General features: G+C 53.7%; 12 protein-coding genes. 5 read left to right on the plus strand and 7 right to left on the minus strand.

The window, feature by feature from the left end; all coding sequences use genetic code 11:
• Positions 1-4: 4 nt before the first annotated feature.
• Both glnL and glnA read right to left on the minus strand, forming a co-directional pair.
• Positions 5-1,054 carry a nitrogen regulation protein NR(II) gene (gene glnL / locus DK872_RS23870; RefSeq protein ID WP_007369335.1) on the minus strand — a complete coding sequence of 350 codons (1,050 nt, stop codon included), beginning with the start codon at positions 1,052-1,054 and terminating at the stop codon, positions 5-7.
• Positions 1,055-1,324: 270 nt separating this feature from the next.
• The gene (gene glnA, locus DK872_RS23875; RefSeq protein ID WP_007369334.1) at positions 1,325-2,734 is read right to left on the minus strand and encodes a glutamate--ammonia ligase; all 1,410 of its coding nucleotides are present in this window, start codon (positions 2,732-2,734) and stop codon (positions 1,325-1,327) included.
• Positions 2,735-3,115: 381 nt separating this feature from the next.
• Between glnA and typA the strand changes: the two genes are divergently transcribed.
• The 5 genes from typA (at position 3,116) to fabY (ending at position 7,957) form a co-directional block, all read left to right on the plus strand.
• The gene (gene typA / locus DK872_RS23880) at positions 3,116-4,939 is read left to right on the plus strand and encodes a ribosome-dependent GTPase TypA (RefSeq protein ID WP_007369333.1); all 1,824 of its coding nucleotides are present in this window, start codon (positions 3,116-3,118) and stop codon (positions 4,937-4,939) included.
• Positions 4,940-5,071: 132 nt separating this feature from the next.
• Positions 5,072-5,671, plus strand: a complete 600-nt coding sequence (yihX, locus tag DK872_RS23885; RefSeq protein ID WP_007369332.1) for a glucose-1-phosphatase — start codon at positions 5,072-5,074, stop codon at positions 5,669-5,671.
• Positions 5,665-6,537 (plus strand): virulence factor BrkB family protein, encoded by an 873-nt coding sequence (locus tag DK872_RS23890; protein ID WP_007369331.1) that lies wholly within the window; start codon positions 5,665-5,667, stop codon positions 6,535-6,537. Before yihX ends, DK872_RS23890 begins: the two co-directional genes overlap by 7 nt.
• Positions 6,534-6,971: a D-aminoacyl-tRNA deacylase gene (gene dtd, locus DK872_RS23895; RefSeq protein WP_007369330.1), complete on the plus strand. Its 438-nt coding sequence runs from the start codon at positions 6,534-6,536 to the stop codon at positions 6,969-6,971. The genes DK872_RS23890 and dtd overlap by 4 nt, the downstream gene beginning before the upstream one ends.
• 44 nt (positions 6,972-7,015) lie before the next feature.
• Complete coding sequence (fabY, locus tag DK872_RS23900; protein ID WP_007369329.1) at positions 7,016-7,957, plus strand: fatty acid biosynthesis protein FabY; 942 nt, start codon at positions 7,016-7,018, stop codon at positions 7,955-7,957.
• Positions 7,958-8,004: 47 nt separating this feature from the next.
• Here the strand turns inward: fabY and DK872_RS23905 are convergent, their stop codons facing one another.
• The 5 genes from DK872_RS23905 to fdxH form a co-directional block, all read right to left on the minus strand.
• Positions 8,005-8,343: a nuclear transport factor 2 family protein gene (locus DK872_RS23905; protein ID WP_161518903.1), complete on the minus strand. Its 339-nt coding sequence runs from the start codon at positions 8,341-8,343 to the stop codon at positions 8,005-8,007.
• 17 nt (positions 8,344-8,360) lie between these two features.
• Positions 8,361-9,272, minus strand: coding sequence for an alpha/beta hydrolase (locus tag DK872_RS23910; protein ID WP_161518904.1), 912 nt, complete (start codon positions 9,270-9,272; stop codon positions 8,361-8,363).
• 299 nt (positions 9,273-9,571) lie between these two features.
• Complete coding sequence (fdhE, locus tag DK872_RS23915) at positions 9,572-10,501, minus strand: formate dehydrogenase accessory protein FdhE (protein WP_007369326.1); 930 nt, start codon at positions 10,499-10,501, stop codon at positions 9,572-9,574.
• Positions 10,498-11,133, minus strand: coding sequence for a formate dehydrogenase cytochrome b556 subunit (fdoI, locus tag DK872_RS23920; RefSeq protein ID WP_007369325.1), 636 nt, complete (start codon positions 11,131-11,133; stop codon positions 10,498-10,500). Before fdoI ends, fdhE begins: the two co-directional genes overlap by 4 nt.
• Complete coding sequence (gene fdxH, locus DK872_RS23925; RefSeq protein ID WP_035890345.1) at positions 11,130-12,032, minus strand: formate dehydrogenase subunit beta; 903 nt, start codon at positions 12,030-12,032, stop codon at positions 11,130-11,132. The genes fdoI and fdxH overlap by 4 nt, the downstream gene beginning before the upstream one ends.
• Position 12,033 lies beyond the last annotated feature (1 nt).

The following is a 12,033-nucleotide window of genomic DNA, read 5'->3' on the forward strand; positions in this document are numbered from 1 at the left end:
ACCTCTACTTCCGAATAGGCAGAAATACCGAGAATTCGGTATGACCTGGCCAACTGGTGAATTCAATTTTGCCAGAATGTTGATCAATCAAACTGCGTGCGATAGATAATCCCAGCCCGGTGCCGCCCTCACGCCCGCTCACCATGGGATAGAACAGCGTATCCTGGAGATGCGACGGAATACCTGGGCCGTTATCTTCCACATCTATTCTCGCCGCGAGGCGATAGCGAATTCCGTGCAGCGTTAACTGGAAGGCGGTACGGGTACGAAGAATAATTTCGCCCCCTTCCGGCCCCAGCGCCTGCAGAGCGTTGCGGACGATATTCAGTAAAACCTGTTCAATTTGGTCTGGATCGTGGGCCAACTCCGGCAAACTTGGATCGTAATCGCGAACCAGCGTTACGTTGTCCGGCAGTTCCATCGACACCAGTTTCACCACGCGTTCGGCAACTTTGTGGATGCTTTCGGTAACATGCATTCCCGGCTGCTGCGGCCCTAACAGACGATCCACCAGATTTCGCAGACGGTCGGCCTGCTCAATAATGACTTTGGTGTATTCCATTAGCGCCGGATCGGGCAGCGCTTTGCTAAGCAGTTGCGCCGCACCGCGTAACCCGCCAAGCGGGTTCTTGATTTCATGCGCCAGTCCACGCACCAGATCACGCGCAGCCACCTGTTGGGCGTGCTGCAATTGTTCCTGGCTCAGACGTCGCTGATTATCCATTGGCGCCATTTCCAGCAGGACTAAACCGTCCGGTAAACGTTGCGCCGTCAGCGACAAAATATGTGAGCGACCATCGATCACAAGAGTCACTTCGTTATCGGTAAAACCCTGACCTGCATGCAAACTTTCACGCATCAAATCGATATTCAGTGAAAAGTAGCTCAGCAGTTCAGGCAGCGGTGTGCCGAATAATTTACGCGAACTCTGCGCCAGCAATTGCTGTGCCGCAGGGTTGGCGTAATGCACCGCCAGTTCGTCATCAACCAGTAAGATACTGTTGATCAAAGAATTGAGGATCTGCCCAGCATCGGGCAGCGCGCCACTTGCCATTTAGCAGTCTCCCGGAGATATGCACTAATTTAGTGCAGTATAGCTTTTTATAGGTAAAAAATGCGTCAGAACAGAGTGTTGGTGGAGAAAAAAGCCCATCCAGGGATGGGCTAAAAGTTCCACGGCAACAAAATATCCTAACGTCTTTCACGTTACAGCGGTGTTGGCTGCCCTCATTCACCCGAATCACTTAGTAGACTATGCTCATCGGGATTCATTCGGTTGCCGCCTTGCTGCAACGCGAAATCCGTTGGATCTTCAGTAATACGATTAAACGCTGTAGTACAGTTCGAACTCTACCGGGTGCGGCGTCATGCGAACGCGGTCGTTCTCTTCCAGACGCAGCGCGATGTAAGCATCGATAGCGTCGTCGGTGAACACGCCACCGGCTGTCAGGAACTCGCGGTCAGCATCCAGCGCGTTGAGCGCTTCTTCCAGAGAGCCTGCAACCTGCGGGATCTCTTTCGCTTCTTCCGGCGGCAGGTCATACAGGTTTTTGTCCATTGCTTCGCCCGGGTGGATTTTGTTTTTAATACCATCCAGACCGGCCATCATCAGTGCTGCGAAGCACAGGTACGGGTTAGCCGCCGGATCCGGGAAGCGCACTTCGATACGGCGTGCTTTCGGAGAGGCAACGACCGGAATACGGATAGAAGCTGAACGGTTACGGGCAGAGTAAGCCAGCATTACCGGCGCTTCATAACCCGGGACCAGACGTTTGTAGGAGTTGGTGGTCGGGTTAGACAGGGCGTTGATAGCTTTAGCGTGTTTGATTACGCCGCCGATGTAGTACAGCGCCATTTCAGACAGGCCTGCGTATTTGTCGCCAGAGAACAGGTTAGTACCGTTCTTGGACAGGGACATGTGGCAGTGCATACCGGAACCGTTATCACCGAACATTGGTTTCGGCATAAAGGTCGCGGTTTTACCGAAGCGGTGAGCAACGTTGTGTACCACATATTTGTAGATCTGAATTTCGTCCGCTTTTTTGGTCATGGTGTTGAAGCGGGTAGCCACTTCGTTCTGACCAGCCGTTGCCACTTCGTGGTGGTGAGCTTCAACAACCAGGCCCATTTCTTCCATCACCAGACACATGGTGGAACGCAAATCCTGTGATGAATCAACCGGCGGAACCGGGAAGTAACCGCCTTTAACAGCCGGACGGTGACCTTTGTTACCACCTTCGTATTTGGTGGAGGTGTTCCATGCGCCTTCGATATCATCGATAGCAACGCTGGAACCTGAAATGGAGCTGCCGAAACGAACGTCGTCGAACAGGAAGAATTCCGGCTCAGGCCCAAACAGAACGGTGTCTGCCAGACCGGTAGAACGCAGGTACTCTTCAGCGCGTTTTGCGATGGAACGCGGGTCGCGGTCGTAACCCTGCATGGTGCCTGGTTCGAGGATATCGCAACGGATGATCAGCGTTGTTTCTTCGTAGAACGGGTCAATGACAGCGGTAGTCGCGTCCGGCATCAGCACCATGTCTGATTCGTTGATGCCTTTCCAGCCACCAATCGAAGAACCATCAAACATTTTGCCTTCTTCAAAGAAGTCAGCATTAACCTGATGGGCTGGGATAGTGACGTGCTGTTCTTTACCTTTGGTATCGGTGAAGCGCAGATCAACAAACTTCACTTCGTGCTCATTCAGCATCGTCAAAACGTGTTCAGCGGACATACTTAAACTCTCCCGGATTTGTCATTGTCGTCGTGGTAACGAGGTCTTCAAATACTGCGTGAAACCTGGCGTAGTTGCCGTAAAATAGATAAAGCGAAATCTATGCCAACTTTTAAATGCCCCTCAAAAGGCGTTATTATGCCCGGTATAGTGCAAAAGGGCTGCACCATGATGGTTAAGTTGCACCAATATAGTGCTTTCGTGTGAACATTAAGCACCGTATTGGTGCAATTTTTTGTTGGCGGCCCTTTTAACGCTCCGTGAAAGCGATCACAAAGCAACTCTGCAATACTTGTTTGCGGAGGATGTTTGTGATCCTGTTTTGTCCTTCGATTAATACGTGTACAATAACTCGCTATTTCTAATGCCTGAGGCAAAGTTGTGATCGAAAATCTGCGTAACATCGCCATCATTGCTCACGTTGACCATGGTAAAACAACCCTGGTTGACAAGCTGCTGCAGCAATCCGGTACGTTCGACGAACGTGCTGAAACTCAAGAGCGTGTGATGGACTCCAACGATTTGGAGAAAGAGCGTGGGATTACCATCCTCGCGAAAAACACCGCTATCAAATGGAATGATTACCGTATCAACATCGTTGATACCCCTGGGCACGCCGACTTCGGTGGTGAAGTTGAGCGTGTGATGTCCATGGTCGATTCCGTGCTGCTGGTGGTTGATGCGTTTGACGGCCCGATGCCGCAAACGCGCTTCGTGACCAAAAAAGCATTTGCCCATGGCCTCAAGCCGATTGTGGTAATCAACAAAGTTGACCGTCCTGGCGCGCGTCCGGACTGGGTTGTTGATCAGGTCTTCGATCTGTTCGTTAACCTCGACGCGACCGACGAACAGCTGGACTTCCCGATCGTTTACGCTTCTGCGTTGAACGGTATCGCGGGTATGGACCATGAAGACATGGCTGAAGACATGACCCCGCTGTATCAGGCGATTGTTGACCATGTACCGGCACCGAACGTTGATCTCGACGGGACCCTGCAAATGCAGATCTCCCAGCTCGACTACAACAACTACGTTGGTGTTATCGGTATTGGTCGTATCAAACGCGGTAAAGTGAAGCCGAACCAGCAGGTTACTATCATTGATAGCGAAGGCAAAACCCGCAACGGTAAAGTCGGTAAGGTACTGACCCATCTGGGTCTGGAACGTATCGACAGCGAAATCGCTGAAGCCGGCGATATCATCGCGATCACCGGTCTGGGCGAACTGAACATCTCCGACACCATCTGCGACCCGCAGAATGTGGAAGCGCTGCCGGCGCTGTCTGTTGATGAGCCGACCGTAACTATGTTCTTCAACGTCAACACCTCTCCGTTCTGTGGTAAAGAAGGTAAGTACGTGACTTCACGTCAGATCCTTGACCGCCTGAACAAAGAGCTGGTGCATAACGTTGCGCTGCGCGTTGAAGAAACTGAAGACGCTGATGCATTCCGCGTTTCCGGTCGTGGTGAGCTGCACCTGTCTGTTCTGATCGAGAACATGCGTCGTGAAGGTTTCGAGATGGCGGTTTCCCGTCCGAAAGTTATCTTCCGTGAAATCGACGGCCGCCGTCAGGAACCGTTTGAAAACGTGACGCTGGACGTTGAAGAGCAGCACCAGGGTTCTGTCATGCAGGCGCTGGGCGAGCGTAAAGGCGACCTGAAAAACATGAATCCGGATGGCAAAGGTCGCGTACGTCTTGACTACGTGATCCCAAGCCGTGGCCTGATCGGCTTCCGCTCTGAGTTCATGACCATGACTTCCGGTACCGGTCTGCTGTACTCCACCTTCAGCCACTATGACGATGTTCGTCCGGGTGAAGTTGGTCAGCGTAACAACGGCGTACTGATCTCCAACGGTCAGGGTAAAGCGGTAGCGTTCGCGCTGTTCGGTTTGCAGGATCGCGGTAAGTTGTTCCTTGGTCACGGTGCGGAAGTTTATGAAGGCCAGATCATCGGTATTCATAGCCGTTCTAACGACCTGACGGTAAACTGCCTGACCGGTAAGAAACTGACCAACATGCGTGCGTCCGGTACGGACGAAGCAACGGTTCTGGTTCCACCGGTTAAGATGACCCTGGAGCAGGCTCTGGAGTTTATCGATGACGACGAACTGGTAGAAGTGACCCCGCTGTCTATCCGTATTCGTAAACGTCACCTGACGGAAAACGATCGTAAACGCGCAATGCGCGGTGCAAAAGAAGAGTAATTTCTCCTCTTTTCCGTGAAAAAGCCGCTGATATTCAGCGGCTTTTTTTATGCCCGCATGTGAGACGGTAAACTATTCAATTTCACACTTTACCGCTACAGTTAACTCTCCACGGCTGGCAAGGAGAGAGAAATGCTCTATATCTTTGATTTAGGTAATGTGATTGTCGATATCGACTTTAATCGGGTGCTGGGTGCCTGGAGTGATTTCAGCCGTGTGCCGCTGGCGAATTTGAAACAGAGTTTCACCATGGGCGAGGCTTTTCATCAGCATGAGCGCGGAGAGATCAGCGACGAGGATTTTGCCAAAGCGCTGTGTGAAGAGATGGAAATGCCGCTGAGCTACGAGCAATTTTCTACCGGCTGGCAGGCGGTGTTTGTCGCTCTGCGTAGCGACGTTATCGACATCATGCACAAGTTGCGCGCGCAGGGGCATCGCGTGGTGGTTCTGTCGAATACCAACCGCCTGCATACCACTTACTGGCCGGAGCAGTATCCCGAAATCCAGGCTGCTGCCGATCATATCTATCTTTCCCAGGAAATGGGGATGCGTAAGCCCGAAGCACGCATTTATCAGCAAGTATTATCACTTGAAGGCTTTTCTGCCGACGATGCCATCTTTTTCGATGACAATGCTGACAATATCGCTGGCGCAGAACAACTGGGTATCACCAGTATTCTGGTAACGGGCAAAACGACGATCCCCGATTATTTCGCGAAGCAGTTATGCTAAAAAACGTTCGGCAGCATGCCAGACATCGCGCGCGCGTATTGTGGTCATGGTTAAAACTACTCTGGCAGCGCATCGATGAAGATCATATGACGACGCTGGCGGGGAATCTCGCTTACGTCTCGTTGCTCTCGCTGGTGCCGCTGATCGCCGTGATATTCGCGCTGTTTGCTGCATTTCCAATGTTTTCTGAAATCAGCATTCAGCTACGTCATTTTGTGTTTGCCAATTTTATTCCGGCAACCGGCGATGTCATTCAGAACTATATTGAGCAGTTTGTGGCGAACTCCACCAAAATGACCGCTGTCGGTGCGTGCGGGCTGATCGTCACATCACTGCTGTTGATGTACTCCATTGATACGGCGCTGAACACTATCTGGCGCAGCACGCGGGTTCGCCCGCATGTTTACTCATTTGCGGTGTACTGGATGATCCTCACGCTTGGGCCACTACTGGCAGGTGCCAGCCTTGCCATTAGTTCCTATTTGCTGTCACTGCGCTGGGCCAGTGAACTGAACAGCGTGATTGATGATGTGCTGCGGATTTTCCCGCTGATTTTATCCTGGCTCTCTTTCTGGCTGCTTTACAGCATTGTACCCACGACGCGGGTGCCTAACCGCGACGCCATTATCGGCGCCTTTGTCGCGGCACTGTTGTTCGAGTTGGGCAAGAAAGTGTTTGGCCTCTATATCACCATGTTCCCTTCCTACCAGCTTATTTATGGCGTGCTGGCTGTCATCCCGATTTTGTTCCTCTGGGTCTACTGGACCTGGTGTATCGTCTTGCTAGGTGCAGAAATAACTGTCACTCTCGGTGAATACCGAAAACTCAAAATAGCCGCACAGCAAGAAGAAGCAGACCAACCATGATTGCATTAATCCAACGTGTTTCCCGCGCAAGCGTTAGCGTGGCGGGCGAGGTGACGGGCGAAATTGGTCCGGGACTTTTAGTGTTGTTAGGGGTCGAAAGGGAAGACGATGAACAAAAAGCGAACCGCCTGTGCGAGCGAGTGCTGGGGTATCGCATTTTTAGCGACGCTGAAGGAAAAATGAATCTTAACGTCCAGCAGGCAGGTGGGAGCGTGCTGGTGGTGTCGCAATTTACGCTGGCGGCGGACACTGAACGCGGAATGCGTCCTGGGTTTTCCAGAGGCGCCGCGCCGGATAAAGCGGAAGCGCTGTATAACTACTTTGTCGAACGTTGCCGCAGCCAGCAGATGGAAACGCAAACCGGGCGATTCGCTGCCGACATGCAGGTTTCGCTGGTCAACGATGGTCCTGTCACATTCTGGTTGCAGATATGAGCCAGCTTGCGGCGTGGCCCAGAGCCACAAGAGAGAACACCGCTATGTATCACCTCCGCGTACCGCAGACTGAAGAAGAGTTAGAGCGTTATTACCAGTTCCGCTGGGAAATGCTGCGCAAACCCCTGCATCAGCCAAAAGGTTCCGAACGCGATGCATGGGATGCAATGGCGCATCACCAGATGGTGGTTGATGAAGAGGGCAATATGGTGGCGGTCGGCAGGCTGTATATCAACGCCGACAATGAAGCCTCAATTCGTTTTATGGCCGTGCACCCTTCTGTGCAGGATAAAGGGCTGGGCACGTTGATGGCGATGACGCTGGAATCCGTTGCCCGTCAGGAAGGGGTGAAGCGGGTGACCTGTAGCGCCCGCGAAGATGCCGTAGAGTTTTTTGCCAAGCTCGGGTTTATCAATGAAGGGGAGATCACCGCGCCGCAAACCACGCCGGTGCGCCATTTTTTGATGATCAAACCCGTGGCCACGCTGGACGATATTCTGCATCGCGGCGACTGGTGCGGACAGCTGCAACAAGCCTGGTACGAGCATATTCCGCTGAGCGAAAAGATGGGCGTGCGTATTCAGCAGTACACCGGGCAGAAATTTATCACTACCATGCCGGAGACCGGCAACCAGAACCCGCACCATACGCTGTTTGCCGGCAGCCTTTTTTCGCTGGCGACGTTGACTGGCTGGGGGTTGATCTGGCTGATGCTGCGCGAACGACATCTTGGCGGCACCATTATTCTGGCCGATGCACACATTCGATACAGCACGCCAATTACGGGCAAACCCAGCGCGATTGCCGATCTCGGTTCGTTAAGCGGCGATCTCGATCGCCTGGCGCGCGGGCGTAAAGCGCGCGTGCAGCTTCAGGTTGAGCTGTTTGGCGAGGGCAAGCAGGGTGCGATTTTCGAAGGGATTTACATCGTACTGCCCGCGAAACCTTTTGGCCCTTATGAAGAGGGCGGCAACGAAGAAGAGTAACCGACCGCGCGCTTGTTGACGCAGGCGCGCAGCCTTATTGCTGCTCTTCACTGCGCAAAGAAAAACCACGCGGTGGTGATGCGCCCATCCTGCACTTCATAAACCGCCATATTTTCGATGACCGATTCGCCAATGCCGTAGATTTTTTCGTGATCGAACACCTTATTGCCCATCACCGTACGCGAGAGCAGCTCTGCGCGGAGCGCCGGGTTATTAAAACGGTGCCCGGCATAGAACTCGCGTAAGGCTTCCCGCCCTTGCAGCGATGGCACTATGGAGGGCAAACGGTAGGCGGTGAAATCTTCACTAAAGCATGCGACGAACGCTTCAATATCATGGTCATTGTACGCGGCGAACTGCTGTTCTACGGGGCTTACGACAGACATCGGCTCTCCTTTGGGTTTTATGCTCTGGCCACGCGTGCGGCCACGTCTTGTATGGCATCACGGGCGCTCTGGCTGATACCGGCAAGCTGGAAGAAGCCATGAATAACGCCGAGGTAGCGGGAACAGGTACAATTTACGCCCTGGTCCGTCATATGCTGGTATAACGCTTCCCCTTCATCGCACAGCGGATCGAACTCTGCCGTAATAATGTGTACCGGCGGCAGACCTGCGAAATCATCGCGCCATAGCGGGCTGACATCCGATAGCAGGCGGTCTGTATCGCCAAGATACATTTCGTAGCCTGACAGCAGCGCATCACGGGTTATGACGTAATCAGAACCGTTAAAGGTATAGCTGTCGAAGTAGGCCGTGGCATCCAGCATTGGGTAGATCAACACCAGTTGCGCGGGTTGCCAGACTGCCGCTGCCTTCAATCGTAGCGCTGTGACCAGCGCCAGATGGCCGCCTGCGCTGTCGCCCGCTAGCGTAATTCGTTGCGGATCAACGTTGAGACGTTCGGCATTTTTCCATATCACCTCTGCACCCTGTAGCGCATCATCGTGCGCAGCAGGCCAGCGATGTTCCGGCGCCAGCCGATACTGCACGGCAATCACCCGACAGCCGCTGTACCACGCTAACTGACGCAACTGTTTATCATGAGTGGCAAACCCGCCGCTGATAAAGCAGCCGCCGTGGTAATAGATCAGCGCAGGCAGTTTACCGTTGGCCTCCAGCGGCGAGAACACGCGCAGCGTCACGCCTTCAAGTGTGACGTCTTCAACCCGAACGCGGGTTTCTGTTTCCCCGGCAAGCGACGCGCTGGCGATATAACCCGCGCGCCGTTCATCAATACTTCTGGCGCGCGCCGATGGGCGCCCGGCGGCGATAAAGTCGCTCACCAACCCGGCAATGCCTTTTTCCAGTGCCATTCCGCTCACCTATATCTGTATAAATATCCAGTTTTATAGCCTGGTTTTTATGAAATGGGAACGGCTGATTTTGTGGAAAGCACAAATTTGGAAGGCTGCTCGTAAAGCCGGTTTATAACTTTTGAACCCGCTTGTTTTTGCCGAAAGTGGCGGTATGGTGTGCTGCAAAATGTACTGAAATCATTAACGTTGCGACAGATTTCGGTGAGGAGGGCTAAATTGGGCAGGAACAGAATAGCAAGACTGATATGGAAACAATGGCAGGCCGGGTAAGCACAGCTTACCGCGACCTGTCAGGATTATTCCCCTTCGCCCGGGAAGAGGAACGGGTTGATGGAGCTACGGGCGAAACCTTCCTGCTCCATGCGGGCATCAAGCACCAGCGAAGCTAAGTCATCGGCCACCGGTTCGACGTTCGGGTCTTTTTCCTGGTACAGGATCTTCAGGTAAGTGCCGCAGTCGCCGCAACTTTCGGCTTTAATGGCTGCCTGCTCATTATCCAGCGACCAGTAGTGCAGATCGCGGGTCTGCTCGCAGTTGCTACATTTGACGCGCACCACGTGCCATTCGGTTTCGCACAGATTGCAGTGCAGGTAACGCAGCCCCTGCGTTGTGCCGATATGTACCACGCTGGAAACCGGCATGGCGCCGCACACCGGGCAGAACTGGCGTTGTTCACCATATTCAGCACGGGCTTTTCCTGGGATCAGGCTGGCCATTTGCGCCCAGTAGAGCGACAGCGCGGCCCAGATAAACGGCGATTTATCGCTGCTCACAGCGGCGAAGTCAGCAGCAAACAGCGCGCTGGCCATTGCTTCCAGTTCCTGCGCGGAGGCCTTTTCCAGGTTCTCAATGACCGCCAGCGCCGGGCCGCTCATCTCCGGCTTCAGCTCGGCGATGAGCGAATGCAGCAGTTTGTGCCAGTGTGTATCACGCGGCAGCACGTGAATATCGAGCGGCGGTTTACCCTGTTCAGCGGCTTCTTTAATGCGCGCTGTCAGGTCGATTTGCAAGGGGTGGTCGTACAGCACCACTTCCTGGGCATGGGCGATAAGCGCAGCAAAACGCAGGTAATCACCCAGCGGGTTACTCTCTGCAAGTTCGCGCAGACGCTCTGCGCGGCGGTTGTAGAGATTTTTCAGTCTGGGGAATAATAACGGCGGAATAACTTCCGCCGTGCGTTTATCGCTCTTCTCCAGCTCATCTTGCGGGATTATGCGAATACTCATTCAGTCGATTTTTCCGTTGTCTTGCGAACTTCCCGGTACCAGCGCGGGTGATGTTTCTTCGCCCACGAGCTGGTGACCCAGCCTTCCACCATTGCGGTTATGGTGCCTTTAACCCACAGGGCGGCGTAAATATGCACCATAATAACCACAATTAACGCGACTGCGGCAAATGAATGCACCATCAGCGCTAATCGGATTAGCGGAATAGGGAACGCTGGCGCGAAGTAAGGGCGCCAGATAACCACGCCGCTTACCAGTAGCAACACCAGGAAAATAATCGCCGCCCAGAACACGCATTTCTGACCGAAGTTATATCGCCCGGTGTCGCCCACTTCCTCATTGACGACAATCTTACGAATATTCTTCGCCCAAAAGATATCATCCCTGGTGATGAGGTTATGGTGCCAGTAGCGGAAAAACATGATGATAAACGACGCAAACATCACCACACCGACGAACGGATGGAGAATGCGCGCCAGCTGCGGCGTACCGAGAATCCCCATTAACCAGTTGAAGGAGGGGAAGAAAAACCCCAGCCCGCTCACCGCCGCCAGCACGAAGCAGAAGGCGGTGACCCAGTGGTTAATGCGCTCCGGTGCCGTGTAGCGCACGATGGTGTCACGTTTTTTCATTTGCGCACCTCGTCTTTCTCTTCATGCAGGTTATCGTCTTCCTCTTCAGCACGGTTCGGACCGACACCGACATAGTGGAAGATGCTGGCCGCGAAGGTCGCTGCAAAGCCGACCGCCGCAAGCGGTTTCCAGATGCCTTTCCAGAACTTCACGGTTGCACTGATCTGCGGGTTTTCCGGCAGGCCGTGATACAGATTCGGCTTGTCGGCGTGATGCAGCACGTACATTACATGTGTTCCGCCAACGCCCGCCGGATCGTACAGCCCGGCGTTATCGTAACCGCGGGTTTTCAGCTCCGCGACGCGTTCGCCAGCGAGGGTTTTCATATCCTCTTTGGAGCCAAAGTGGATAGCGCCGGTCGGGCAGGTTTTCACGCATGCCGGTTCCTGGCCCACGGTGACACGGTCAACGCACAGCGTACATTTGTAGACGCGGTTGTCTTCCGGGTTCAGACGCGGCACATCGAACGGGCAGCCCGCGATGCAGTAACCGCAGCCGATGCACTGCTCAGACTGGAAGTCGACAATGCCGTTGGCATACTGAATGATAGCTCCTTCTGACGGGCATGCTTTCAGACAACCAGGATCGGCGCAGTGCATGCAGCCATCTTTACGGATCAGCCACTCCAGTTTGTCGTTCTGCTCCACTTCCGAGAAGCGCATAACCGTCCAGGATTTCGCGGTCAGATCCGCCGGGTTGTCATACACCCCGACGTTATGCCCCACTTCATCACGGATGTCGTTCCACTCGGAACAGGCCACCTGACAGGCTTTACAGCCAATACAGGTGGTGACGTCGATAAGTTTCGCCACTTCCTGCTGGTGATCCCGCGCCTGTGGCGCGGGCGTGAAGCCGTTAGTTGCGGAACGACGGATGATGTCTTGCGATTGATAAGCCATA

This window comes from Kosakonia sp. MH5, assembly GCF_009935945.1.
In the GTDB taxonomy this organism is placed as follows: domain Bacteria; phylum Pseudomonadota; class Gammaproteobacteria; order Enterobacterales; family Enterobacteriaceae; genus Kosakonia; species Kosakonia radicincitans.